Origin of the sequence: Streptococcus oralis, from assembly GCF_003942585.1 — a bacterium.
Lineage (GTDB): Bacteria > Bacillota > Bacilli > Lactobacillales > Streptococcaceae > Streptococcus > Streptococcus oralis_BE.
Genome location: NZ_RJNK01000001.1, coordinates 1 through 25,987, shown reverse-complemented (window position 1 = coordinate 25,987; position 25,987 = coordinate 1). Strand labels below are relative to the sequence as shown.

At 39.7% G+C, this 25,987-nt stretch carries 29 protein-coding genes, 1 pseudogene and 1 other annotated feature; of the genes and pseudogenes, 5 read left to right on the top strand and 25 right to left on the bottom strand.

Going from position 1 to position 25,987, the window contains the following annotated elements; translation table 11 throughout:
- Positions 1 to 8: 8 nt before the first annotated feature.
- The 18 genes from cvfB to D8862_RS00065 form a co-directional block, all read right to left on the bottom strand.
- Positions 9 to 863 carry an RNA-binding virulence regulatory protein CvfB gene (gene cvfB, locus D8862_RS00150; RefSeq protein ID WP_125448236.1) on the bottom strand — a complete coding sequence of 285 codons (855 nt, stop codon included), beginning with the start codon at positions 861 to 863 and terminating at the stop codon, positions 9 to 11.
- Between the two features lie 59 nt (positions 864 to 922).
- Positions 923 to 1,480, bottom strand: a complete 558-nt coding sequence (frr, locus tag D8862_RS00145) for a ribosome recycling factor (protein ID WP_001262236.1) — start codon at positions 1,478 to 1,480, stop codon at positions 923 to 925.
- A 7-nt stretch (positions 1,481 to 1,487) separates the two neighbouring features.
- Positions 1,488 to 2,225, bottom strand: coding sequence for a UMP kinase (pyrH, locus tag D8862_RS00140; protein WP_000002990.1), 738 nt, complete (start codon positions 2,223 to 2,225; stop codon positions 1,488 to 1,490).
- An 83-nt stretch (positions 2,226 to 2,308) separates the two neighbouring features.
- Positions 2,309 to 3,643 carry a methylenetetrahydrofolate--tRNA-(uracil(54)-C(5))-methyltransferase (FADH(2)-oxidizing) TrmFO gene (trmFO, locus tag D8862_RS00135; RefSeq protein WP_185760811.1) on the bottom strand — a complete coding sequence of 445 codons (1,335 nt, stop codon included), beginning with the start codon at positions 3,641 to 3,643 and terminating at the stop codon, positions 2,309 to 2,311.
- A 192-nt stretch (positions 3,644 to 3,835) separates the two neighbouring features.
- Positions 3,836 to 5,158 carry an SMODS domain-containing nucleotidyltransferase gene (locus tag D8862_RS00130; RefSeq protein ID WP_125448235.1) on the bottom strand — a complete coding sequence of 441 codons (1,323 nt, stop codon included), beginning with the start codon at positions 5,156 to 5,158 and terminating at the stop codon, positions 3,836 to 3,838.
- The gene (locus tag D8862_RS00125) at positions 5,158 to 5,721 is read right to left on the bottom strand and encodes an SLATT domain-containing protein (RefSeq protein ID WP_000042157.1); all 564 of its coding nucleotides are present in this window, start codon (positions 5,719 to 5,721) and stop codon (positions 5,158 to 5,160) included. Before D8862_RS00125 ends, D8862_RS00130 begins: the two co-directional genes overlap by 1 nt.
- Before the next feature lie 16 nt (positions 5,722 to 5,737).
- Positions 5,738 to 6,532, bottom strand: coding sequence for an abortive infection family protein (locus D8862_RS00120; protein ID WP_125448234.1), 795 nt, complete (start codon positions 6,530 to 6,532; stop codon positions 5,738 to 5,740).
- 19 nt (positions 6,533 to 6,551) lie between these two features.
- Positions 6,552 to 6,839 carry a DNA cytosine methyltransferase gene (locus D8862_RS00115; protein ID WP_009014032.1) on the bottom strand — a complete coding sequence of 96 codons (288 nt, stop codon included), beginning with the start codon at positions 6,837 to 6,839 and terminating at the stop codon, positions 6,552 to 6,554.
- A 219-nt stretch (positions 6,840 to 7,058) separates the two neighbouring features.
- Positions 7,059 to 7,928 (bottom strand): 16S rRNA (cytidine(1402)-2'-O)-methyltransferase, encoded by an 870-nt coding sequence (gene rsmI / locus D8862_RS00110; RefSeq protein ID WP_125448233.1) that lies wholly within the window; start codon positions 7,926 to 7,928, stop codon positions 7,059 to 7,061.
- A gap of 2 nt (positions 7,929 to 7,930) precedes the next feature.
- On the bottom strand, positions 7,931 to 8,248 hold the full coding sequence (gene yabA, locus D8862_RS00105) for a DNA replication initiation control protein YabA (protein WP_000358229.1): 318 nt from the start codon (positions 8,246 to 8,248) through the stop codon (positions 7,931 to 7,933).
- 36 nt (positions 8,249 to 8,284) lie between these two features.
- Positions 8,285 to 9,175, bottom strand: coding sequence for a DNA polymerase III subunit delta' (locus D8862_RS00100; protein WP_125448232.1), 891 nt, complete (start codon positions 9,173 to 9,175; stop codon positions 8,285 to 8,287).
- A complete protein-coding gene (gene tmk, locus D8862_RS00095; protein ID WP_125448231.1) occupies positions 9,172 to 9,810 on the bottom strand; it encodes a dTMP kinase in 639 nt (212 codons plus the stop codon). The genes D8862_RS00100 and tmk overlap by 4 nt, the downstream gene beginning before the upstream one ends.
- 116 nt (positions 9,811 to 9,926) lie before the next feature.
- Positions 9,927 to 10,724, bottom strand: coding sequence for a pyrroline-5-carboxylate reductase (proC, locus tag D8862_RS00090; RefSeq protein ID WP_125448230.1), 798 nt, complete (start codon positions 10,722 to 10,724; stop codon positions 9,927 to 9,929).
- Positions 10,725 to 10,727: 3 nt separating this feature from the next.
- The gene (locus D8862_RS00085; protein ID WP_125448229.1) at positions 10,728 to 11,990 is read right to left on the bottom strand and encodes a glutamate-5-semialdehyde dehydrogenase; all 1,263 of its coding nucleotides are present in this window, start codon (positions 11,988 to 11,990) and stop codon (positions 10,728 to 10,730) included.
- Positions 11,991 to 11,999: 9 nt separating this feature from the next.
- Positions 12,000 to 13,109, bottom strand: coding sequence for a glutamate 5-kinase (proB, locus tag D8862_RS00080; RefSeq protein WP_221762941.1), 1,110 nt, complete (start codon positions 13,107 to 13,109; stop codon positions 12,000 to 12,002).
- Positions 13,110 to 13,208: 99 nt separating this feature from the next.
- Positions 13,209 to 14,108 (bottom strand): RluA family pseudouridine synthase, encoded by a 900-nt coding sequence (locus D8862_RS00075; RefSeq protein WP_084878017.1) that lies wholly within the window; start codon positions 14,106 to 14,108, stop codon positions 13,209 to 13,211.
- On the bottom strand, positions 14,092 to 14,559 hold the full coding sequence (gene lspA, locus D8862_RS00070; RefSeq protein ID WP_061852666.1) for a signal peptidase II: 468 nt from the start codon (positions 14,557 to 14,559) through the stop codon (positions 14,092 to 14,094). Before lspA ends, D8862_RS00075 begins: the two co-directional genes overlap by 17 nt.
- Positions 14,556 to 15,464, bottom strand: coding sequence for a LysR family transcriptional regulator (locus D8862_RS00065; RefSeq protein ID WP_125448227.1), 909 nt, complete (start codon positions 15,462 to 15,464; stop codon positions 14,556 to 14,558). Before D8862_RS00065 ends, lspA begins: the two co-directional genes overlap by 4 nt.
- On the opposite strand from D8862_RS00065, the pseudogene D8862_RS09640 reads away from it, so the two are divergent.
- A pseudogene (locus D8862_RS09640) lies at positions 15,457 to 15,528 on the top strand (AraC family transcriptional regulator); the annotation flags it as partial. The gene D8862_RS00065 and the pseudogene D8862_RS09640 overlap by 8 nt on opposite strands.
- Before the next feature lie 165 nt (positions 15,529 to 15,693).
- Here D8862_RS09640 and rpmA read toward each other — a convergent pair.
- The 4 genes from rpmA to D8862_RS00040 form a co-directional block, all read right to left on the bottom strand.
- On the bottom strand, positions 15,694 to 15,987 hold the full coding sequence (gene rpmA, locus D8862_RS00060; RefSeq protein ID WP_000916509.1) for a 50S ribosomal protein L27: 294 nt from the start codon (positions 15,985 to 15,987) through the stop codon (positions 15,694 to 15,696).
- A 16-nt stretch (positions 15,988 to 16,003) separates the two neighbouring features.
- Positions 16,004 to 16,348: a ribosomal-processing cysteine protease Prp gene (locus D8862_RS00055; protein ID WP_000613697.1), complete on the bottom strand. Its 345-nt coding sequence runs from the start codon at positions 16,346 to 16,348 to the stop codon at positions 16,004 to 16,006.
- Between the two features lie 15 nt (positions 16,349 to 16,363).
- Positions 16,364 to 16,678: a 50S ribosomal protein L21 gene (rplU, locus tag D8862_RS00050; RefSeq protein WP_000109141.1), complete on the bottom strand. Its 315-nt coding sequence runs from the start codon at positions 16,676 to 16,678 to the stop codon at positions 16,364 to 16,366.
- Positions 16,679 to 16,712: 34 nt separating this feature from the next.
- Positions 16,713 to 16,832, bottom strand: a sequence feature (ribosomal protein L21 leader region).
- Positions 16,833 to 16,896: 64 nt separating this feature from the next.
- On the bottom strand, positions 16,897 to 17,583 hold the full coding sequence (locus D8862_RS00040; RefSeq protein WP_001238356.1) for a YoaK family protein: 687 nt from the start codon (positions 17,581 to 17,583) through the stop codon (positions 16,897 to 16,899).
- 155 nt (positions 17,584 to 17,738) lie between these two features.
- Here D8862_RS00040 and D8862_RS00035 point away from each other — a divergent pair, with 155 nt between their 5' ends.
- Positions 17,739 to 18,716 (top strand): Gfo/Idh/MocA family protein, encoded by a 978-nt coding sequence (locus D8862_RS00035; RefSeq protein WP_000915874.1) that lies wholly within the window; start codon positions 17,739 to 17,741, stop codon positions 18,714 to 18,716.
- Entirely contained in the window at positions 18,713 to 19,795 is a 1,083-nt protein-coding gene (locus D8862_RS00030; protein WP_000850566.1) for a DEAD/DEAH box helicase, read from the top strand. The genes D8862_RS00035 and D8862_RS00030 overlap by 4 nt, the downstream gene beginning before the upstream one ends.
- Before the next feature lie 24 nt (positions 19,796 to 19,819).
- Here the strand turns inward: D8862_RS00030 and D8862_RS00025 are convergent, their stop codons facing one another.
- Positions 19,820 to 20,197, bottom strand: coding sequence for a YwiB family protein (locus D8862_RS00025; protein WP_125448226.1), 378 nt, complete (start codon positions 20,195 to 20,197; stop codon positions 19,820 to 19,822).
- A gap of 71 nt (positions 20,198 to 20,268) precedes the next feature.
- On the opposite strand from D8862_RS00025, the gene D8862_RS00020 reads away from it, so the two are divergent.
- Positions 20,269 to 21,576, top strand: coding sequence for an HD domain-containing protein (locus tag D8862_RS00020; RefSeq protein ID WP_125448225.1), 1,308 nt, complete (start codon positions 20,269 to 20,271; stop codon positions 21,574 to 21,576).
- A 9-nt stretch (positions 21,577 to 21,585) separates the two neighbouring features.
- Positions 21,586 to 22,392: a sugar-phosphatase gene (gene yidA / locus D8862_RS00015; protein ID WP_125448224.1), complete on the top strand. Its 807-nt coding sequence runs from the start codon at positions 21,586 to 21,588 to the stop codon at positions 22,390 to 22,392.
- A 212-nt stretch (positions 22,393 to 22,604) separates the two neighbouring features.
- Here the strand turns inward: yidA and D8862_RS00010 are convergent, their stop codons facing one another.
- Both D8862_RS00010 and D8862_RS00005 read right to left on the bottom strand, forming a co-directional pair.
- Positions 22,605 to 24,374 carry a DUF4365 domain-containing protein gene (locus tag D8862_RS00010; protein WP_125448223.1) on the bottom strand — a complete coding sequence of 590 codons (1,770 nt, stop codon included), beginning with the start codon at positions 24,372 to 24,374 and terminating at the stop codon, positions 22,605 to 22,607.
- A 471-nt stretch (positions 24,375 to 24,845) separates the two neighbouring features.
- Entirely contained in the window at positions 24,846 to 25,847 is a 1,002-nt protein-coding gene (locus tag D8862_RS00005) for a LacI family DNA-binding transcriptional regulator (protein WP_125448222.1), read from the bottom strand.
- Between the last annotated feature and the right edge of the window lie 140 nt (positions 25,848 to 25,987).

The window sequence follows — 25,987 nt, the reverse complement described above, 5'->3', positions numbered from 1 at the left end:
TATAAGACCTAAATCAACTCTGTCCCAAACTGGTCCTGCTTGATTTTGCCAGCCTTCATCAAGCCTCCGAGTGCTTTCTTGAACTGACCTTTAGAAATGCCAAAGGTGGCCTTGATGTCCTCAGGAGATGACTTATCATTTAAGGTCATGAAACCACCATTGCTTTCCAAGTAGGTCAAAATCATCTGGGCATCATTCTCCAACATCTCAAAAGAACGTGGTTTGAGCGAGAGGTTAAGAGTACGGTCCACTTCACGGAAACCAATCACACGCGCATCTAACACTTGCCCTAAACGTGGCTCTGCATAGCGCTCACTTGGGTGAATGAAACCAAGCATGTTATTCTCTGGGAGATAGACAAAGGTCCCTGACAGCTTGAGGCGGTAAACAATGGCTGGCCAGTTTTGGTTCTGCATGTTGTTGTAAGCAGGACGAGCCAGACGTTGGAAGTCTTCCTGATAAGCCAAGAGTCCCCAGATACGGTCTTTCTTGTCCACTTCAAGACGGATGTAGAGTTGGTCGCCCTTCTTAGGCCAGAGTTCCTTGAACTCAGGAAGAATATCAAGCGATACTACGACTTCCTTATCGGGCAGACCTGTATCCACAAAGACACCCAAGTCCTTACGAACTTCTGTTACGGTTCCCCAACCAAATTGGTCCTGAGTGGCAGTCACTTCTAAGGTTGTCAGGCGGAGTTTTTGCTTCATATCCGTGTAGGCAAAACCTTTGACCGTATCCCCTACTGTATGTTGGCCTTCTTCTTTATCAAGAGCATAGGTCTGACCATCCTTTTGCACAAAGTAAAAACGGTCATTTTCATCTATGATGAGTCCAACGATAAAACTTGCAAGATTTGTATTCATATTTCCTTCTTTCGAATAAAACTCAGCCAGCAATGCCAACTGAGTTTTTCTGTTTATTTTTAGACTTCCAAAAGTTCTTTTTCTTTATTGGCAGTCATATCGTCGATGTGTTTAACAGCATCGTCTGTTACTTTTTGAATATCTTTTTCAAGAGTCTTCAATTCGTCTTCAGTGATTTCTTTTGCTTTTTCTTGTTTCTTAGCTTCGTCCATAGCATCACGGCGGATATTGCGGACAGCTACTTTAGCATTTTCACCGACCTTCTTCACTTCTTTAGCAAGGTCACGACGAGTCTCTTCTGTAAGAGCTGGGATAACCAAGCGGATCACAGAACCGTCATTAGCTGGTGTGATACCAAGGTCAGAAGCGTTCAAGGCGCGCTCGATGTCTTTCAATGAAGACTTGTCAAATGGTGTTACCAACAAGACACGCGCTTCTGGAATGGTAATTGAAGCGATTTGATTAAGGGGAGTTTCTACTCCATAATATTCTACATGGATACGGTCTAGCAAGCTCGCATTGGCACGACCTGCACGAATACCACCAAATTCACGAGCAAGTGATTGGTGAGACTGGGTCATTCTCTCTTTAGCTTTTTCTACAATTGCGTTAGCCATAATTATCTTATTCCTTTTCTTCGATATTGTTTGAAACTGTTGTTCCGATATTTTCACCAAATACGACACGTTTGATGTTGCCTGGTTGGTTCATGTTGAAGACCACCAAGTCAATGTCGTTGTCCATAGAGAGAGTTGAAGCTGTTGAGTCCATGATACGAAGACCTTTGTTGATAACGTCACGGTGGGTCAATTCTTCAAACTTAACGGCTGTCTTGTCTTTTTTAGGATCGGCATTATAAACACCATCGACGCCATTTTTAGCCATAAGAATGGCATCCGCTTCGATTTCAGCTGCACGAAGAGCTGCTGTTGTATCTGTTGAGAAGTAAGGTGAACCAATTCCAGCACCAAAGATAACGATACGCCCTTTTTCAAGGTGGCGAAGGGCACGTCCGCGTACGTAAGGTTCTGCCACTTGTTGCATAGAAATAGCTGTTTGAACACGCGTATCGACACCAACTTGCTGCAATGAATCTGCCATCACAAGAGCATTCATCACGGTCCCAAGCATTCCAGTGTAATCTGCCTGAACGCGGTCCATTCCTGCTTCTGCTGCAGGTTCTCCACGCCAGAGATTTCCTCCACCAATTACAAGGGCAATTTCGATCCCTAGACTATGAACTTCTTGAATCTCTTTTGCAATTTTTTGAACTGTTTGGATATCAATCCCTACGCCACGTTCACCAGCAAGGGCTTCACCTGATAACTTGATTAAAATACGTTTATACTTGGGGTTAGCCATTTTTACTCTCCTTTTTTTATCCTACCTATTTTATCACAATTTCTAAGATTTTTATAGTATCATGAGCAATTCTTTCAAAAAAATTAGACCGTTAAAAATTCCTCTAAGTCGGTAAGGGCACGCTCTGCAATTTTTTCATAACGAGCCTTTTTATCACGGATACGCTCGCCTTCCAATTCCTTGATAATCCCAAAATTGACATTCATTGGTTGGAAATGTTTGCTATCTGCATGAGTGATGTAATGAGCTAGACTTCCGATAGCTGTTGTTTCTGGGAAAATAGCTGCGCTTTCACCCTTGAAGAGTCGAGCCGCGTTAATACCTGCAACCAAGCCTGAAGCTGCTGACTCAACATAGCCTTCCACACCCGTCATTTGACCAGCAAAGAAGAGGTTGGGCTGTTTCTTAGAACGATAGGTTTGCTCAAGAAGATTTGGTGAATCCATGTAAGAATTGCGGTGCATGACACCATAACGAACAAACTCAGCATTTTCAAGACCCGGAATCATTTGGAAGACACGCTTTTGTTCTCCCCATTTGAGGTGGGTTTGGAAACCGACGATATTGTAAAGGCTACCAGCCGCATTGTCCTGACGAAGTTGGACAACTGCATAAGGGGTTTTAAATTCTCCATCACGAGGACCTGTGTAGTCATCTGGGTACTCCAGACCGACTGGTTTCATAGGACCATAAAGCATGGTTTTAATGCCACGCTTAGCCATGACTTCGATCGGCATACAACCTTCAAAGTACTTTTCTTTTTCGAAAGAATTCAGCGGTGCTTCTTCCGCATTGACCAAGGCTTCATGGAAATCCATAAATTCTTTTTTAGTCATAGGCGCATTGAGGTAGGCAGCTTCTCCCTTATCATAACGAGACTTAAGATAGACCTTGCTCATATCAATAGTGTTAACATCGATAATCGGCGCCGCCGCGTCGTAGAAATAGAATCCATCCCCATCATTAAGGGCATGAATCTTTTCAGCTAAGGCATCACTAGTCAAAGGACCAGTAGCGACAACTGTAATAACATCCGTTGGCAATTCTGTAATTTCATCACGAACCACTTCAATCAAGGGGTGATTGGCCACTTTTTCGGTCACCATTTGGGAGAAACCGTCGCGGTCCACCGCTAGGGCGCCACCAGCTGGAACACGTGTAGCCTCAGCAGATTCCAATATGACAGAACCCAAGCGACGCATTTCTTCCTTGAGAAGACCTACAGCATTGGTCAAAGCATCCCCACGTAAGGAATTGGAACAAACTAACTCAGCAAAATTGTCTGTTTTGTGCTGAGGTGTTGACTTAACACCACGCATTTCATAAAGTTTAACTGGAATACCACGTTCTGCGATTTGGTAGGCAGCTTCAGACCCTGCCAAACCTGCTCCGATAACATTGATATAAGATTGAGACACGACACTAATACCTCTTTGGGTGGAACCTAAGTTCATATCAAAACAAGCTACTAGACTGTTTGACACCCACAAATCTTTCTAATTTTTCTTTTACTAGTATAACAAAAAAAGGGAAGAAGGCAAACTTCCCTGTTTAGTCATTTTCTTGATGTAAAGAGATAGTGAGTGTTCCAGTTAAAAATCAATTATATGCTACTCTATAAAATCTTTTCCACGTAACGGATCGATAGGGACTGTTATTCTATCTCTTGCTATAACCGTATTATCTAAAACAGCATAACATTCAACATAATGGTCTCCTTTAAACTGAGAATCTTCGTGATGTTTTATTTTACCTGAAAAAATAGCACCACGCTCACAATTTCTTCTAATCGCCTCAGCTCCAATATTTCTAACTTTCCAATAATATTTAACATCAGACAAAAGATTATCTGGAATATCTGATTTTATAATTTCAAAATCAAGAGATTTTCTGTTTTTAATCTTAAATCTACTCTTTAAAAAGTCTGAAAGAAGTGCTTTTCGAAAACCATCTTGAGTAATTTCACACTCCAAAACAATATTATAGCGGATATCAACACTAAACAATTCATCAATAAATTCTTCATTCGAAGCTCGATTTGTGGTAGAAGTTGATTGAGCAAATTTTCTACCAAATAGCTGTCTATAAACTTCAGTAAGTTTCTCTTCTGAAGCGTCTTCTATTTTCTTTAGAGCCTGCTTAGCTTTATTGATAAATTTTGCTCCATCATTATTATAAATCTTTTGATTACTACCTAAAGCATACCAATACTCTCTATTTTTATCTTGATTTGAAAAGTATTCAAAAATATCTTTCAAGAGAATATTATAATCAGAGTAATATATTTCAGAAATACCTTTATCATCAATAAAATCAGATATCAAAGTATCTATCAACAGCCCCTTAAATGAAAAGCCCATATGATTTTTCCATCGTCGTATGAGTCTTGTTAAGTTAGAAAAATGATTATTAAAATTCGAATTTAAAGATTTGCATTTTTCAATTTCAGACTTTGGTTTAGTAGTTTTCCAAGAGCCTCCGTTACGAGAATCAGGATATTTAAAATTTCCATCAGATTGTTCGAAAGCTGGAACTAACTCAATTTTTCCACCATCCGAAAAATCAATAACAACGACCTGTCCGTCTCCTTTTATTTTTGTATTAGGGTATCTTTTTAGTAATTCGTTTTTTATTTCCTGTAGAAGTGCTGATTGACCATTGCCCTCATAAGAATCAAATCGTCTATACACTTCTGATGGTAGTGAAAAAATATAATCAAAATCACTAACATTTCGAACAGCCGTCGTTCTCCCCACACTACCGACAATCAAACCATTGTCAGTTTCTTCATCTTCAAGCTCATCTAAGGAATAGTATTTTCGATTAAGTCGTTTCGTAATCTCTTTTAATCTATTCTCCCATTTTTCCCATTCCTCATCCGTCATGGGCAGTTCGTCTTCGCAAAACTCTTTAAAATCATTAGATAAGGACATTATTCTTCCTCCCTAACTTTCATCAATTCTTTTGAAATAAAGTATTTATAGTCATCCTCATAATCATTATCTTTTCGTGATTTTATCAATTCTGAAGCCTTGGATATATTTTTAGGAGAAGGATTGGAAAGTTTACCGTAAGCAACATCTCTTCGAAATTTTAATTCTTCGAAGGATTTTTGGATTTCACTAGAAGATTTTCCATTGTAAACCACCTCGGATAAAAGATTTTCAGCCGAGACCCTAAGATTCCAAAGTTCATCAACAGATTTCCTCTCCAAAGCTAGTCGTTCCTCAAAGTTAAACTCCTTGGTGATGCTAAAAATTATTGTAGTGACTAATGATAAAAATGCTGTAACAAGCTTTATCCAATATTCATCAAAGCAAAGTATTCCAACTAAGCCAGAAGAGACAACTCCAGAAATGATTATTGTTGCTATTCTAAACCATCGAATATAGCTTTCTAACTCGTCAATTCTAACCGCATGAATTTTATGAGTCCAACCTACATTTACTATAAAATTTAAAAGTTCAAAGTGTAATTTTTCTTGATTTTTCGACATCAAACCTCCCTCCTTACTATTTTTGCCTATCTTGATATGTTTCCCAAACAAATGACACTACCGTTAATGCAGAGCCTACAACAACTGAAGCATATCTTTGTGGTAATTCTGTAAAGTTAGCACTTTTCCCGTGACCGTCGCCTTTATCATTTCGAAGATTGTTAATTCCCTTGATAATTTGATTCAAACCACTCAGAACCAGCTTTACATCTTGATTATTTTTAGCTGAAATATTTTCAGTAGCATCCAAATTCAAAAATTTAAAGACTTTCTTTTGCAAGGTTGCAATATCATTCGCATTAGAATACTCAATTTTCTCGTGGTCTAAAATATGTTTAAAACACGATTCCAGCAACTCTTTAGCCTTACCGATAGCATCCGCTGGAGAGCGAGAAATCATTTCATTCATAATCGCCATTTGCTTATCAATATAGCTACTATCAAAATAGTCAGATAGATATTCAACAGTATTATTTAAGTAAGATATTTGTGAGACTTCATATTTCGAAAGTCTCTCTTTCAATTTTAACGCCTGAGAGTTCTTCTCTTCAGTTTTCTCATAATATGAGTTAGGGAGATCTTCGTAATATCTTAGTAAATCTAAAGCCAATTTTAAAACAAGTTCATCTGATTCATTATTTACAAAAGCCTCTAAAGACTTTCCTTTAGATAAACCGTATTTTTCTTGAATATCTATCCCAACTGAATAAAAAGTAAAATCGGCAAAAGTAGAATTAGAAAAATCTAATACATAGCCTCCACTATTAAAAAATACTTTTATAAAACTCTTATCTTGAAAATTCAATTTCATATTCCCTACACTTAAAANATCAACTCGCTTCAAACAAATCCAGTTGACCAAAACTTTCTTCGAGTTTCTGTTGCTTAGCAATTATATCAACTTTTTGTTCTCCAATTATTGGTTTTATATCTTTCTCATAAGATATATTCGTAATATCTCCACATAATATTTCTGAATTCTGATGATTTTTTTGAAAGGTTTCTAAGGCTTTTTCGTCATTATCAATTCCTAATAGAACATTAAATCTAGCCATCTCGAATCCATAAGATAGACCGCCTGCTCCTGAAAATAAATCTACAATGTTATATTTTTTCAACTGATAAACTCCACACTATTTTCTCATATATAATTATACCATACTGCTTACTTAAAAATACTTCTACATAGATTACATCATATAATACTTAATGTAAACTGAATGAATATCGCTTTTATTTATTCACTATTCAATCAATTATATGGTTTAGACTCCGAAGATTATCATCACTAATCAAGTTAAACAGAAATAGACAGAATTACTACACTCTGCCTCCCCTTATTGATTTTCTTCCCAGTCGTGGTAGGCAGCGTAGAGCTGGCTTTTATTCCACTGGTAGAGTTTTGCAACTTCCTTAATGGCTTGATTTTTCTTCATGCCTTGCTGGATACGTGCTTGGATTTCTGAAAACAAGTCCTCCTCATCCTTTTCTTCCACATCCTGACTGGCACCTTCAACGATGAGAAGACATTCCCCCTTGAGTGGCGTTTCAGCGATGCTTTCTAGCAATTCAGAGATCTTTCCTCTTTGGTATTCTTCATAGATTTTGGTCAATTCTCTGACCAAGACCACCGAGCGGTCGCCGTAAACTGCTAGCATATTTTCCAGCGTATCAGCCACACGATGGGGCGATTCGTAGAAAATTTGAGTTTCTGGATAGTCTTTTTTGGCTTGAAAAAATTGCTTTTGCTGGCCTGATTTTCTCGGTAAGAAACCGTAAAAGATATGTGGCTGTGGCGCTAAACCACTGGCAATCAAGGCAGAAATCCCTGCAGAGGCACCCGGAACTGTGACAACTGCAATCTCTTCCTCGATGGCTGCCTTGACTAAATCATGACCAGGGTCAGAGATGCTAGGCAGACCCGCATCGGAGACCTGAGCAATACTTTGTCCTGCTTTCAGAAAACTAATCAAGTCCGGAATCTTTTCCTTGGCATTGTGCTCGTGAAAACTGATCTGCTTAGTGGAAATATCAAAATGCTTGAGCAAAAGCCCTGTATTGCGCGTGTCCTCAGCAGCAATCCAGTCCACCTCTTTCAAGGTCTGGATGGCACGAAAGGTCATGTCATCTAGATTGCCAATCGGCGTTGCCACTAGATAAAGTTTGCCATATAGAGATTGCCCCTTAAAACTTTTTTGAATCTGCATGCCTACTCCCTGTACAACAACTCGTCACAGAACATACATTCCTCGTCCTGCTCTCGGCGTTGTCCATAAAAATCATTACATACGTGAAAACCGTCCTTATAGATTCGACGGACGCTTTCACGAACATGCTTGGCCTTGACAGGTGTATCTGCTTCTACCTCGCCCAAGCGTTCACGCAACTTACTGTTTTCCAAGCGAAGAGCTGTATTTTCCTCTACCAGGCTCTTGAGATTTTTCTTGATGGCTTCCACATCGGCCAAGGTCACCAATAACTGTTGGGAAAAATCGTCCAGCGCATCAAATAATTCTTTCTTGTCCATAAACCAGCCCTTTCCTTTCTTTATCCTTCATTGAGTTTATATTTCTTTCAAGACCAGATATTCCATGGCATTTTGAAAGCTGACATTAGCCTGCCACATTTTTCTGGCTTCTAGCAAATCTTGTAGAATCTGTCGAATCCTTGCTTGCAAGAGGTCCTGTCCACAGAGCACTTCGAGGATTCGCAAGACCTGATCCTGTTTTTCCTTGTCATCTGCCAAGCTGGCTAATTTTGCAACTTGCAAATAACTTTCTTTTTTCTTAGCTAATAACCAGGTCAGCAGGCGTTCACTCTCATCCACCAAGGTCCAAAAACTTGCCTGATTAGCCAACTTTTCAGCTTCAGCTCGTGATTGACTAAACAGGGCTAAGAGAGTTGCTTTTTTCTTGACTAGACCTGCTTGTTCTAATTGATGGATGAGCTTTTCTTCTTGCTTTTTAAAGTGGAAAATCTGGGTCCGACTACGGATTGTCGGCAAGATTTTTTCCTCATCACTAGTTAAGAAGAAAATGTAAACTTCACTCTGAGGTTCTTCGATGACCTTGAGCAGAGAATTGGCTGCGTTGGGATGCATTTTTTCCGCCTGTTCGATAATAAAGACCTGTTGCTGGCTTTCAATCCCTGCTTGAGAAAACTGTCCCACTAATTCTCGAATGCGTTCTGTCTTGATGACCTGATTAACTGGCTTAATCAAGGTAACATCGGGAAATTCGTCCATCTCAATCAGCTTACAATTTCGGCATTTCTCACATGGTAAAACGCCTACCTTATCCCTACAAAAGAGGCTCTTAGCCAAAAACTGCGCCATTTCCAAGCTTCCAAAGAAACCTGAAAAAAGATAGGCGTGATTGAGCTGGTCTTGTTCTAGGATACGGACAAAGCGTTCAAACTGGTCTGGTTGCCAATCCTTTAGTTGATATTGTTTCATTTAGCCAAGCCCATTCTGTCAAACAAGACAGCCTTGGTTGTTTCCACAACTTGCTCCAAAGGAAGACTCGCATCAATCTTGACAATGCGATTTCCTTCTTTGTCCAGAAGAGAAAGGTAACCTTGACGAACTTTTTTGTGCAAGTCCAAACCTTCCAAGTCCAAACGATTGACCTCGCGATCACTATTGGCAGCAATGCGAGCCAGCCCTTCTTCCACCTCAATGTCAAAATAAAGTGTCAAATCAGGTTTGAGGCCATCTGTCGCAAAATGATTGAGCCAGTCAATGGCTTCAATATCTAAGCCTCGGCCAAATCCCTGATAAGTAACGGAACTATCGATGAAGCGGTCCATAATGACCAACTTGCCAGCTTCGAGTGCTGGGAGAACTTTTTCCACCAAGTGCTGTCTGCGACTGGCGATATAGAGAAGGAGCTCTGTTTTAGGATCCATCTGAGTATGACTTGGATCCAAAATCACTTGACGAATCTTCTCCCCAATCAAGACTCCACCAGGCTCACGGGTCGTCAGCACCTCTACGCCTTTTTCCTCTAAAATTGGGAGCAGAGCCTCTAAAACACTGGTCTTTCCTGCTCCCTCTGGTCCCTCAAGAGAGACTAAAAATCCTTTTGACATGTCTAACTCATTTCTTTTTTTCTACCTTCTATTCTATCAAAAAAATAGGTTTTTGTGACAATCTTTTTGTGTCTTCTCATTTCAAACACCAGAAAAGAGGCAGTCAAAGCCACCTCTTATTTACCTAGTTCTTGTGTTCGTTTATAGGCTTGCTGAACTGCGTCCATGACTGTGCCTCTAAAGGCATGTTCTTCCAGACTTGCTACACCAGCGATAGTCGAACCTCCTGGGCTGCAAACTTGGTCTTTCAAAACTCCAGGATGTTGCTGGCTTTCGAGAACCATTTGTCCAGCGCCGACTACTGTTTGGGCTGCCATTTTCAAAGCCGTTTCTCGTGGCAATCCTATCTGTACACCCGCATCTGCCAAGGCCTCGATAAAGAGGTAGACAAAAGCTGGTCCACAGCCTGCAAGACCTGTCGCAGCGTCGATTAAGCCATCTCCCAGCTCAACCAAGAGACCAGCCTTGGCTAAAAGCTGACAAAAGATTTCCTTGTCCTCAGCACGACAGTTTTCTGATAAAGCGTAACTAATTACTCCTTGGCCGATAGCAACTGGTGTATTAGGCATGATGCGAATGATTCGGTGGTGAATCGGCAGAAGTCTGGCTAGTTTTTCCAAGTTCAATGCAGCCGCCATGGAAATCAAAAGAAGACTCTCTCTCTTTTCAAGGATGGTCTGATATTGAGAAAGTAAGTCTGAGAACTGAGCAGGCTTTACTCCTAGAAAAATCACATCTGCTTCTGCAAAAATTTCTTCATTACTGGAAGCCTGACCGCCGAAATTAGTGATGAAAGCATCTACTTTTGCTTGACTACGATTGGCAAGGAGAATCTGAGCACCCGACCTGACCTGCAAAACAGCCTTGGCCAAGCTAGAACCCATATTCCCCAAACCGATAAATCCAATCTTCATCTCTTACTCCCTTATCTGTCCGTCACCAGTAACCACATACTTGTAGCTGGTCAACTCTTTCAAGCCCATTGGACCACGCGCATGCAGTTTCTGAGTAGAAATCCCCATTTCACATCCAAGACCAAATTGCCCACCATCAGTGAAACGAGTTGAGGCGTTGACATAGACTGCTGCAGAGTCCACTTGATCTGTAAAGTAGGCTGCAGCTTCAGCATTTTCCGTCACAATGGCATCCGAATGATGGGTACTGTGGGCTTCAATATGGGCAACTGCTTCTTCTAAACTGCTCACAACCTTAACCGCTAGGATATAGTCTAAAAACTCAGTGTCAAAGTCTTGGGCCTCAGCTGCTTGACCTGAAAGAAACTGACTTGCTTTGCTATCTAGGCGGAATTGAATCGGTTCCAGCCCAGATTCCTCACGCTCTGCAACCAGCACTTTCTCCAAGCGAGGAAGGAAATCCGCTGCCTTGTCTTCATGAACAAGCAAAACCTCCATAGCATTGCAGACAGAAGGACGACTAGTTTTAGCATTGTTGATGATAGCTAGAGCCTTGTCTTCGTCTGCATCCTTGTCTACATAGACATGGACAATTCCAGTTCCTGTCTCGATAACAGGTACGATAGCATTCTCAACCACAGCATTGATCAAGCCAGCTCCTCCACGAGGAATGAGAAGGTCTAGATAGCCCTTGGCCTTCATCATGGCATAGCTACTTTCACGGCTGGTATCTTCCACCAGTTGAATAACATCTGGGTGAATGGCCGTTGTCTCCAAGCCCTTCTTCAAGGCTGTGACAATGGCATGGGCAGTTTGGTAGGCATCTTTTCCACTACGAAGAACGACCGCATTCCCACTCTTTAGAGCCAAGGCAGCCGCATCAGAAGTTACATTCGGACGGCTTTCGTAGATAATACCAATAACACCCATAGCCACACGTTTCTTGGTAATAAGCAAGCCATTTTCAAGATGACTTGTTTCTAGGACTTCACCAATGGGATCTGGTAAAGCAACCACTTCACGAATCCCTCTTGCCATCGCTTGGATTCGATCTGCATCCAAATACAGACGATCCAGCATGACATCTGATATTTTCCCCTTGGCTGCTGCCATATCAAGGGCATTGGCCGCTAAAATCTCCTCATTAGCTGTCAATAAATGATCAGCCATGGCTAGCAAGGCTTGGTTTTTCACTGTTTCACTAGCAGTGTTAATAGACTTTTTAACAGCCTGTACTTTTTCAAATTGTTCTTGTGTCCTTACCATCGTTCACCTCTAAAATTCTGTAAAGAGCAGCTGGATTTCAGGAGTGATGGAAATCCAGTCATCACGGTGAATCAAGACTCCCTTAGCTTTTTGAGAACGGAGCATATCTTCTAGGGCTGAGACGCCAAATTGGACACGTCCCTTTCCAAGAGATTGACCTGTTTCCCTATCAGTTACTGTGACAATATCGTGGTAAGTGAAGTTTCCTTCCACTTCTACCACACCTGATAAAAGGAGACTTTTTCCATTTTTTGAAAGTGCCTCTGCAGCTCCACCATCTACCCAAATCGTTCCCTGACTTTGAGCATAGAAGGCTAGCCATTGTTTCTGAGTACGAAGTCCCTTCTCTTGCGCAACAAAGAAAGAACCATCCTTGGTCTCGTCCGCCGCCTCAATCAAGGCATCTGATTTCAAGGACGAGCAGATATAGACTGGCACCCCTGACTCCGTTGCGATTGTAGCCGCCTTGATTTTTGTTAACATACCCCCAGTACCGTTTGACGAACCTGATCCACCAGCCATATCAATAATCTCACGATTGATAGTCTCGATTTTCTCCAAACGCTTAGCTGTTGGATCTGAGTTGGGATTTCCAGTATAGAGACCGTCCACATCCGTCAAGAGAACCAAAAGGTCTGCCTGCACCATAGCCGCTACCTGGGCACTCAGAGTGTCATTGTCCCCAACCTTGAGCTCATCAATGACGACACTGTCATTCTCGTTGATGATAGGAATGGCACCACGATGAAGCAATACAGACAAGGCCTGATGGGCATTCTTATAACGACGTTTATCTACAAAATCATCCTGTGTCAGCAAGATTTGTGCGGAGACGATTTGGCGCATGAGGAGATTGGTTGTGTATTCTTCTAGAAGCAAACCTTGTCCTACTGCAGCCGAAGCCTGCTTATCAGCAATCTTGGTCGGACGCTTTTTAAAACCCAAAGCTCCAAATCCGGCCGCTACTGCCCCAGATGAAACCAAAATCAACTCATGCCCAGCTTCATGCAACATAGCTAATTGTTGGGTAATTACCTTTACTTTACTTCTTGATAAACTCCCGTCTTCATTTGTTAAGGAGGAGGTCCCCACCTTAAAGACGATTCGTTTGTACTTCATATTCTCACTCCGATTCTTCATATTTATCCATTATAACATGAATGCTTTAAAATAGAAAAGACTTGAAACAAAAAAGTTGAGACGGGCATCTCAACTCTTTTATCTATTCTCAGTTTTACGCAATCTTTCCAGCGTTTCTTTAAAAATTTCTGGAATATCTGCTGTGAACTCCAAGGTTTCACCTGTTCTCGGATGGGTAAAGCCTAGAGTCTTAGCATGGAGGAATTGTCCATGTCCTTTCAAGGTTTTGCGTGGACCATAGACCTCGTCACCCGCGACTGGATGACCAATATAAGCCATATGAACACGAATTTGGTGGGTGCGCCCTGTTTCCAATTGCAACTCTAACAAACTATAATCGCCAAAGCGTTCCAAGACCTGAAAACGGGTCACAGCTGGCTTCCCTTTAGCAGTTACAGCCTGTTTCTTACGGTCTTTTTCACTACGACCAATCGGCGCTTCAATCACACCACGATCATTTGGCAGATTACCGTGAACAATCGCCCAGTATTTGCGTAGAGACTTCTTATCTTTTAGCTCTTGGGCAAGTGCCAAGTGGGCCTCATCATTTTTAGCAATCATGAGCAGGCCAGACGTGTCCTTGTCAATGCGGTGAACGATTCCTGGGCGGAGAACCCCATTGATTCCTGACAAGTCCTTGATATGGTACATGAGGGCATTGACCAAGGTTCCACTGGTATGACCGGCGCTGGGATGAACCACCATTCCCTGAGGTTTGTTGACGACAGCCACGTCCTCATCTTGGTAGATAATCTCGAGTGGCAGATTCTCAGCCACATACTCCAAAACTTCTGGTTCTGGTACATGGTAGGTGACGATATCTCCCTCTTGGACAGTGTATTTGGCTTTCTTGGCTTGCCCATTAACCAAAACTTGCCCAGCCTTGATTTGTTCATTAGCGAGACTGCGTGACAATTCTGTCAAATCTGACAGAGCCTTGTCTAAACGTTGCCCACCAGTTTCAATTTTTATTTCCATTTACTTCCTCTTTAAGCATTGCAATCAATAAAACAATGACACCAACTGTCAAATAGCTATCAGCAACATTGAAAATCGCAAAGTTGATAAAGTCTAGGTGAAACATATCCACCACAAAACCTTGACTCATTCTGTCGATAAAGTTGCCAAGACCTCCCGCGATAATTAGAGTCAATCCAAAGACCAGCCAGAGAGAGTCCTCCATGTGTTTATGTAGATACCAAATGGCTCCAGCCATGACGACCAGTGTAATAACAGCAAATAACCACTGCTGATCTTGCAACATGGAGAAGGCTGCCCCTCTATTTTGCAGATAGGTCAAGCTAACAAGATTGGGTATCCACGAACGCACTTCTCCCAGTGGAATCTGTTGGACAACATAATTTTTGACCAACTGATCCAACCCAATCAAAAGCAGTACAATGACTGCTACTATTCCTCTTTTTTTCATGATTTCCTCTTCTGATCAAAATATTCTTTCATAACCTCAACGAAAAGAGTCCCAGCTTGGCTAAGCTCCACTTCTTCCCGTTTGACATAGACCATGCGGTTATCTAGATTATCCTTGAGACGAATGACTGTGATGCCATTGACACTGTCACTATCCAAAAATCCAGAACCGGTAGCATAGGCGTCCGTCCGCTCTAAAATACCATTCAAAGTAGCACGGTCCGTCACATTAAACATCAGGGAGCTCGCGCTGGTGTCGACAAAGTTCTCTGAATAGTAAAGGTACTCATCCTTTTCCTGAGTAAAGCGAACTGTTGGTAAGTCAGCTAAATCCTCCATGACTAGTTCTTCTTTCTGTGCTAAAGAATGCCCTTCACGAAGATAAATGTGAGTCTGGAAAGGAATTAGTTCAATAACTTCTAAACCAAGCTTTTCAACCCGTTGCATGATGCCCTTTTTATTTTGATTGTTGAGGTAGATAATCCCAATCTCACTATGTCCTTGGGCTACTTCGTCTAAGATTTGAACTGTAGTAGACTCAAAAATACGAAAGTTCTTATAATCAGGATAGCGCTCTGAAAAAGCTGTAATCGTCGGTGGCAAGAAGTCATAGTGCTGACTGGCAATGGAAAATTCATCCTTTTCTTCCTCAGGATTGGCATACTGATTTTGAAAAACATCAAATCCTTTGACCAATTCTTGCGCTTTCTCATAAAATTCCATACCGCGACGTGTCAAGAAAGTCCCCGAACTCGTCCGACGGAAAATCTTAAACCCCAGCTCTTTTTCCAAATCGCGCACAGAAATAGACAGACTCGGCTGACTAACATACATCTTTTCAGCAGCTTCACGAAAAGTACCGCTATTAGCAATAGCCACAACATAGCGTAATTGTTGAATATTCATCTTCTACCCCCAACTTCTCTATCTGTTCATTATACCATATTTTAGAAGTTTTCCACCTAGGAAAAATAATGTCACTCATAAAATTCATCTACACTAGTAACAAAGAATTATGGGTACCAAAACAAAAAAATAGGCTCTCCGAAAACTCGGAAAGCCTTATTTAATGCTACTTCTAGCTTCCTCGCCTTTTCATTTCAAGGCTTGGGATAAAAAGGTTCACTGAACCTTTTTATTTTGCGATTGGGTAAACAGAAACTTGTTTTTTATCGCGACCTTTACGTTCAAAGCGTACTACGCCTTCAACTTTAGCGAACAAAGTATCGTCTCCACCACGTCCAACGTTTACACCTGGGTAGATGTGTGTACCACGTTGACGGTAAAGGATTGACCCACCTGTTACAGTTTGTCCGTCAGCTGCTTTAGCCCCAAGACGTTTCGCTTGTGAATCACGTCCGTTTGATGTAGAACCTCCACCTTTTTTGTGGGCGAAAAGTTGCAAGTTGTTAAGAGTCATTTTTAACATAATGTTTTCCTCCGTGTTAGTTTTCTGTGATAACTCTGGTTTGGACGAACTCAGAAGAGTTCTCCGATAAGTTTGCCATACCTAAGAAAAATGATTCGAAGAATAACTGCGTCATTTCTCTCTGGTGCGAAGGAAGATCCGCTGGTATTTCAACCTTTAGATAGCCACCTTCATCTTCGTTTAATTCTAAGATTGGTTCATAGCCTGCAAATTTCTCAATGGAATTGATAAAGTTAATGGCAAGCGTAGAAACCGATGCACACACGACATCTAAGCCGTATTCGCCACTTTCGGCGTGTCCAGTAATTTCCGCACTCCTCAGCTCGCCATCTTCGGCTCTCTCAAAGACTGCTTGTATCATGTGTTCTCCTTAAAATTAAGCGTTGATCGCGTTGATGACAACTTTTGTATATGGTTGACGGTGACCTTGTTTACGGTGGCTACCTTTTTTAGGTTTGTACTTGTAAGTAACAACTTTCTTTTGTTTTCCTTGTTTTTCAACAGTTCCAACTACAGTAGCTCCAGCAACAAGTGGAGTTCCGACAACAGTGTTTTCACCACCAACAAGAACAACTTCGTTAAAAGTAACTTCTTGACCAGCTTCAACGTTCAATTTTTCAACGTAAACTGCTTGACCAACTTCAACTTTAACTTGTTTTCCGCCAGTTTTGATAATTGCGTATGTGCTCATTATGCACCTCCTATGATTTTTAGGGTTTCCCCGTATTTTTGTGAAGACTCGCCTAGCATCGTGGGACGAACCACTTAAAAGAAGAGCTCTAAGCATATCAAAGTTTAAATTTTGTATACGACGAGCAACGATGTTCGTGCGGTTGCACAGGATTGTGCATAGTCAACTCTTCAAGTATAGCATATCTTCTTTTTTCTTACAAGTAAAATCAATCAAATTTAAGCTTTTTCTTTCCCTTTTTTCCTCCAAGAAGCAAAAAGCATGCTGAAGTAAAAGATACTCATCATAAGAGGAATACCTAGAATTGTCTTCTCCTGATAGTAAATCGTCAAATAAGCCGAAAAAATGACTCCAAAGACAAAACTGCTAAGCAAGCTAACAAAAATCAAGCCCTCTCGTAGGAAAGGCGTATGTTTGGTCCGAAAATAATCCCCAAAAGCCAACATGGTTCGTTTGATATTCCCTGTCATAAAAGCATTATTATAGGCAATACCTGACACTTCTCCAAAAGCAGTTGTCACCAGTCCCATACAAAAGGCTAATGGCGGTACGAGATAGATATTATCAACCGTTTGCGGCACAAATCCTATAATTAGGGACAGGATTGCAAGTGGAATCAAAGACAAAATCGGCTTTTTAACAATTCGTAGTTTTTCCTTGTACAATGTCAGAAAAAAGACACCCATCATAAAGGAAAACAAGGTCATTACTTTGGCACTGGCATCCGAGACATTCTGCTGAATGAGTCCTACAGAAAGAAAAACCACATTCCCAGTTTGTCCAGCCACAAGGGTGTTCCCTCGAACGATAAAGGTATAAGCATCTACATATCCTGCACAAAAAGTCAAAAAAAGCGCTAGTCGCTTAGACTGACGTGATATTTTTCTTATTGGTAATAATCTCATTTTCTCCCCCTTTTCATTTCATCTACTTATCTAAATATTGTACCACTTTCTTTGAGAAATTCGTAGTCCATTTGAAAATTTTTACCATCTGTTGGATAGTCCTTCTTTTCTATGTTATAATGAAGGAAGGATTTGAAGTCGGAAAAGGAGTATTTATGCTTAAATTAGGTGTCATCGGAACAGGCGCTATCAGCCATCATTTCATAGAAGCAGCCCATGCTAGCGGAGAATACCAGCTGGTCGCAGTCTATTCTAGAAAGCTAGAAACAGCAACAACTTTTGCTTCTCGTTATCAGGATATCCAACTCTTTGATCAATTAGAAGACTTCTTTAAGACTTCCTTTGATGTGGTCTATATCGCCAGTCCAAACTCCTTGCATTTTGTTCAAGCCAAGGCTGCCTTGTCTGCTGGTAAGCACGTCATTCTTGAAAAGCCAGCTGTCACTCAGCCACAAGAATGGCTGAATCTGATTCAAACGGCTGAGAAAAATAATTGTTTTATCTTTGAGGCAGCTCGTAATTACCACGAGAAAGCCTTTACTACTATTAAGAATTTTTTAGCAGACAAGCAAATCTTAGGCGCTGATTTCAACTATGCTAAGTATTCATCCAAGATGCCGGATTTGTTGGCTGGGCAGACGCCAAATGTTTTTTCAGATCGTTTTGCTGGTGGAGCACTTATGGACTTGGGTATTTATCCCCTCTACGCTGCCATTCGCCTCTTTGGAAAAGCTCAGGACGCGACCTATCAGGCTCAACAGCTTGACAATAGCATTGACCTAAATGGAGACGGTATCCTCTTCTACCCTAACTTTCAAGTTCATATCAAGGCTGGGAAAAACATCACTTCCAATCTTCCTTGTGAGATTTACACAGCAGATGGAACCTTGACCCTTAACACGATTGAACATGTCCGCTCAGCTATTTTTAGCGACCACCAAGGAAATCAAGTCCAGCTACCTATCCAACAAGCTCCCCATACGATGACTCAGGAAGTTGCTGCATTTGCACAGATGATCCAGCAACCAGACCAGACGCTCTACCAGAACTGGCTGGATGATGCAGGTTCTGTTCATGAGCTACTATATACCATGCGCCAGACTGCTGGCATTAGATTTGAGGCAGAAAAATGAAAACCAAACTACCGACTGAATGGCAGGAATTGAGTGACCAACTCGGTTTCCAAGAATTTACCCCCATTCAAACTCAACTATTTGAGCCTATTCTTGCTGGAGAAAACCTCCTGGGAGTAAGCCCAACAGGAACTGGTAAGACCCTAGCTTATTTACTTCCAAGTCTTCTCAGACTACAAAAGAAAAAAGCCCAGCAACTCTTGATTCTAGCACCAAATACAGAACTAGCTGGACAGATTTTTGACGTGTGTAAAACGTGGGCAGAAGCCATCGGTTTAACAGCTCAGCTCTTCCTATCAGGTTCAAGTCAGAAACGCCAGATTGAACGCCTCAAAAAAGGACCAGAAATTCTGATTGGAACTCCCGGCCGCATCTTTGAGTTGATTAAATTGAAAAAAATCAAGATGATGAATGTGGAAACCATCATCCTGGATGAATTTGACCAATTGCTCGATGATTCTCAGATTCACTTTGTCGAGAAAATCACCCACTACGCGCCTCGTGACCATCAACTCATCTACATGAGTGCGACGACCAAGTTTGATCAAGAAAAGATTGCACCAAACACGCGCACTATTGATCTCTCTGATCAAAAGTTAGACAACATTCAACATTTCTACATGCAGGTAGACCAACGTCACCGAGTGGACATGCTTCGAAAATTGGCTCATGTAGAGGATTTTCGTGGTCTGGTCTTCTTTAATAGTTTGTCAGATCTAGGAAGTGCAGAAGAAAAGCTACAGTATCGTGATATCTTGGCTGTTTCTCTTGCTAGTGATGTCAATGTCAAGTTTAGAAAAGTCATCTTAGAAAAGTTTAAAGACAAGCAACTAACCCTGCTCCTTGCAACAGACCTTTTGGCACGTGGAATTGATATCGATAGCCTAGAATGTGTCATAAACTTTGACGTCCCAAGAGATACTGAAACCTACACTCACCGCGCTGGACGTACTGGTCGTATGGGCAAAGAGGGTTATGTTATCACTCTCGTAACCCATCCAGAAGAACTTAAAAAACTCAAGAAGTTTGCAAATGTACGTGAAATTGTCCTAAAAAACCAAGAACTTTATATCAAATAAGGTTGGCTCGCGCCAACCTTTTTCTTATCCCCAAGTAATTTCTAATTGATAGCTGGCAAAAGGATGTCCCTCTTGATTTTGTAGTTGATAGGCTAGCTCAATCTTTTGCCCATCCAGTTTGTAGTGACTTGTCTGAATGATGAACTCCTGCATCCCCATTGGAGTAGGAATATAGGCCAAACTATCACTATCCTTTAGAAAACGCATGATGGTTTTGGGACTCGAGAAACGAGTCATCACTAGTTCTTCTTGATGAAACTTGAGAACCACTTTTTCCTTTTCCTCATTATAAAAGAGTAAATAGCTATAATCCCCTTTTTCACGCACTTCCACGTCATAGAGTTGGTCGATGACTTCCAACTGTTCATCAAGCTGAATCCTATTTCGCATCCGAATCTTCACATCAAATCCTCTTTCTTCTCTCTTGTTCTACTATTTTACCAAAAAGAGCAGGATTTTGCTATAATGGTCATATGAACGAAAAAGTATTCCGTGACCCAGTTCACAACTATATCCATGTAAACAATCAGGTCATCTATGACTTGATCAATACAAAAGAATTTCAACGTCTGCGCCGTATCAAGCAACTAGGAACTTCCAGTTATACCTTCCATGGTGGGGAGCACAGCCGCTTCTCCCACTGTTTGGGGGTTTATGAGATTGCACGACGTATCACGGAGATTTTTGAAGAAAAATATCCTGAAGAATGGGATCCTGCTGAGTCTCTCTTGACTATGACTGCTGCTCTCCTACATGACCTTGGGCATGGTGCCTACTCCCATACTTTTGAACATCTCTTTGATACAGATCATGAGGCCATTACTCAGGAAATCATCCAAAGCCCTGAAACAGAGATTCACCAAGTCCTGCTTCAAGTAGCGCCAGATTTTCCAGAAAAGGTGGCCAGTGTCATTGACCACACCTATCCTAACAAGCAGGTCGTGCAACTCATTTCTAGCCAGATTGATGCGGATCGCATGGACTATCTCTTGCGTGACTCTTATTTTACAGGAGCATCTTACGGAGAATTTGACCTGACTCGAATTCTCCGAGTGATTCGTCCTATCGAAAATGGTATCGCCTTTCAACGCAATGGCATGCATGCCATTGAAGACTATGTTCTCAGTCGCTACCAGATGTATATGCAGGTTTATTTTCACCCAGCAACACGCGCCATGGAAGTTCTCCTACAGAATCTCCTCAAACGCGCCAAGGAACTCTTTCCTGAAGACAAGGACTTCTTTGCACGAACTTCCCCACATTTGTTACCTTTTTTTGAAAAGAGAGTTACCCTATCTGACTATCTGGCTCTTGATGATGGCGTGATGAATACCTACTTCCAACTCTGGATGACCAGTCCTGACAAGATTCTCGCAGACTTGTCGCAGCGCTTTGTCAACCGTAAGGTCTTCAAATCCATTACTTTTTCTCAAGAAGATCAAGACCGACTCGCAACCATGAGACAACTGGTTGAAGACATCGGATTTGATCCCGACTACTACACAGCCATTCATAAGAACTTTGACCTTCCTTATGATATCTATCGTCCCGAATCTGAAAATCCACGGACACAGATTGAGATTCTACAGAAAAATGGAGATCTGGCAGAACTCTCTAGCCTGTCTCCTATCGTTCAATCCCTTGCTGGCAGTCGCCACGGAGATAATCGTTTCTATTTCCCAAAAGAAATGTTGGACCAAAACAGTATCTTCGCAAGCATTACCCAGCAATTTTTACACTTGATTGAGAACGATCATTTTACCCCAAATAAGAACGAATAGAGGAAATATATGAGTATTAAACTAATCGCCGTCGATATCGATGGTACCCTAGTAAACAGTAAAAAGGAGATCACTCCGGAAGTCTTTTCTGCCATTCAAGACGCCAAACAAGCTGGTGTCAAAGTCGTCATTGCAACTGGTCGCCCTATCGCAGGTGTTGCCAAACTTCTGGATGACTTGCAATTGAGAGACGATGGTGACTATGTGGTAACCTTCAACGGTGCCCTTGTCCAAGAGACTGCTACTGGTCATGAGATTATCAGCGAATCCTTGACCTATGAGGATTATCTGGATATGGAATTTCTCAGTCGCAAGCTCGGTGTCCACATGCACGCTATTACCAAGGACGGTATCTATACTGCCAATCGCAATATCGGAAAATACACGGTGCATGAATCAACCCTCGTCAACATGCCCATTTTCTACCGTACTCCTGAAGAAATGGCTGGCAAGGAAATTGTCAAATGTATGTTTATCGATGAACCAGAAATTCTCGATGCTGCGATTGAAAAAATCCCAGCAGAATTTTACGAACGCTACTCTATCAATAAATCTGCTCCTTTCTACCTTGAACTCCTTAAAAAGAATGTAGACAAGGGTTCAGCCATCACTCACTTAGCTGAAAAACTCGGATTGACCAAAGATGAAACCATGGCTATCGGGGACGAAGAAAATGACCGTGCCATGCTGGAAGTCGTTGGTAACCCCGTTGTTATGGAAAATGGAAATCCAGAACTCAAAAAAATCGCCAAATACATCACCAAGTCTAATGACGAATCCGGCGTTGCCCATGCTATCCGTACGTGGGTACTGTAAAAAGGTAAGAATAGACGAAAACCGCTCAGCAGAGCGGTTTTTAGTATGAACATATCACAATGAGGGTAAATCAATAAATTAAATTGCAGTTTTACAGTTACTTAAATCTTGAGAGTGCAAAAATAGGTATTGCTTCCTTAATTGTGGTACTGAATTATAATAAATCACCCTCTTTATTTCCATATTTTATCTCTTTATAATCTCTTTTAATTTTACGATAATTTCATATACAAAGTATAAATAGGAAAGTCTTTATATCTTTCTTTTGTCTCGTTATCCAGTTTATTCCAAAACAAATCAGCTTGCGGTTTCGATTTTAATAACACTGATGAACCGAAACAAAGTTCATAGTTATCATTACTATTTACTAAAATATTGCTTAGAATCTCCATTTCTTTGCTGTTTAATTTACGAACTCTAGATTTTATTTGAAGGTCATTTATTATAGCTATCTCACTATTTTGGGAGTATTTTAAGTTCCAATTAGAAAGACATTGTGCCCAATTAAGCAATAACTCTCTTCTAGAAACATCTTCTGCCATGTCAGCAGCAATAACTATTTTTATAATAGTGTTATTAGCATCTTCAAATTTCAAGTCATTATCAACTAATCTTTGATATGAGGCAATAACCGAATCAAAATTACAATTATCTATTTTTAGCCAATCGTTAGGTTCAAAAACTTCAAAAATTGAAATATCTGAAGAATCTTTACCCTCACCTCTCCTACACCAGGGAATTTCAGTAAAGATATCAATCATAGTTCCGTTCTTATCTATTGTAAAATTATATAAGGCAATAATATGGATATTAGCAATTCTTAGATGAAGTAATTTAGATTCATTATAATCTAAGGCAACCTTCTTCTTTAGAACAAGACCTGAATTAAGGATATTTAGATTTTTTTGAGATTGTTTATCAAAGTAGTTTAGATCAAGATCCTTTTGTACACCCATATTTTCCAAGAAGTTAGAAATCTGTCTCAAATCCTTTATATCGCTATCTAAATTCCGTGAAGTAATATCCGATATTGACTGATTATCTAGTTCTATTTTATTTCCATTGAGATTGAAATATCCTACTCTTCCTAGCTCTTGAAGTACCTCCGTACACTCCATGGCTTTTGAGAGCATATTAGACCTTGTATAATTAAATTTAAATATTTTTTTATTTACATCAAAGGACATTTTAAAGCATTCACCAAAATGTAGTTGTACACTCCCATCAGGGAATCGATGTCTTTTTACATCTTGAAAAGTAAAATCTCCAATTGTAATAATTAAATCAGTTTCCTCGTAAGTTTCGACAACCTTTATTGTATTTTCAAGTGGTATTTCAATACCAGTTAAAGGATCTTTATAATAAATGAAGAGATCGTGTTCTTTCTGATAGTTAAATATCTCTCCTTTTCCTTGTCCATAAAAATAGAATTTAAGATTATTATCGTCAGAGATATCTTCAACTGAGATACCATCAGTATTTATGAAGCTATACTGTCTCTGACTATTATTTATAAAATCCACTAACATTGGATACATCTTTTTTTCATCTAGTTTAAATATCTGTATGGACAGTTTCTTACTATTTGTAGATTTATTTTTTAATTTACTTTTTTTGAGCAAATCTTTTATAGAAAAAGGAGGCAATGATTTATAATAGATTTCTCGTAAGTCATTATTCTCACTCAACCAAACTACAAATAAAACTACGCCGCCATTTGATTTATATAATTCTAAATCTCTAGCATCTAATGGAAAGGATTTTAACACATCTTTTTTCTGTCTAGTGGTTTTAATCTGAACAGGTACTTTACCTAATATTTCGTCTTTCTTCTCACTCGATGATTTAAGAACATGAATTTCTCCATCCCACACTGGAGTTTTATCATTTCTATCAAAATAAGATTGAAGTAACTCATGCTTATCTATAAATGTCGACAGATATGAAACACCTAATGTCTCAATTTTTTTATTATTTGCCAAATCCGCACCTCGAAAAATAGCTCTATATACTTTATATTATAACATTAACAAAGAAAAACTTATATACTATAATTACAACTATTTAACTTAAACTGAATATTATAAACTTAAAAAATACTGTTCATTAATAATTACAAAATAAATAGACCAGTTTCCTGATCTACTTTATTCTATATTCATTGACTTTTGGTCACACTTTGGTCAAAAATTCCAAAAATACTAACTTATTTAAAAAAACTAACTTGTGATGATTGCCTATAAACAAACACTTTGAATTTTCTTTTTTTTCTTTACATTTCTAAAAATGCCCCCTATGGATATTATGGAGCCTATTTTGTTGTAGAAAAAAGTCCCATATCATCTATAATGAAAAGCGACTAAACAACTCATTAGAAACTAAATGGAGGCTAAACAGAACTTATTTTAGAACACTCCATCTTTTCCACTAGGATTTTCAAGAATTAAACAATACTAGAAACTCTGTCTCCTAACAAATTTAGGAGAAACTTCAACAGATGTGACACTTTCCCCTTTAATAATTGCTAAAACACCTTCTATCATTTTTTGGGCTAACATAGCATAATTAGGAGAAATAGTAGACAGAGCTGGAGTATAATATTGCGAAATAGGAATATTATCGAATCCAATTATTGAAATATCATCAGGAATGGTAATCCCCTTCTCATAGCACGCACGAATCAGCCCTTGAACCTTCTCATCCCCTGAAACAAATATCATATCCGGATGATTTTGATTAGATAAATTATTTATAGCATATGAATAAACTGAATCAATTGTAGTTAAACCATAAATAACTTGCAAATCCATTAAATAATTTTTATCAGTCAGAAAAGTACGAATACCTTTTTCACGATCCTTATTAACAAGAGATTCCCCTCCCATAAGTAACAACATACTTTTAATATTCTCTTTTGTTACTAATTCCATCATATCATAAGTTGCTTGAAAATTGTTATTAGATACATAAACAACATCAGGTGTTCGAGATTCTCCAAAAACTATAAAAGGCATATTATTCTTCTGTAAATAATTAATCCGAATATCGTCTTTACTTTCATAAAATACTATTACTCCATCTATTAAGCTTCCTGTACTTGAAATTATTGAATTCCTAATCGTATCTTCTTCACCAAAGTATTCAACAATAGCGTTTACACCAAACTCTTTACAAGTTTGTAGAACTCTATCTAGTAAAGTTTGAAACCAAATCAAGGGAAAAGAATCAATCTTTTTAACGGAAATCAAAATGTTTGTAGTTTCTTTCTTAGTCAAATTTTTTGCATATGCATTTGGAACATACGACAACTCATCAATGACTTTTTGAATAGCTCGATAAGTTTCTTCTTTTACCTTTTCACCACCGTTAATAACACGTGAAACAGTTTTTGGAGAAAAACCTGATAAATGCGCAATATCATAAATAGTTACCTTTTTATCGTTTAAATTTTTCACTTTAGTCCTCCATTTATGATTTATCTAATTTTATTATACAATATTTACTTTTTTTAACAAGAGAATTTAGTAAAATATTTTAATGTATCTTAACAAAAACTTTAATTTCAAAATTTTCTATTTTATACTCTATACTTCCG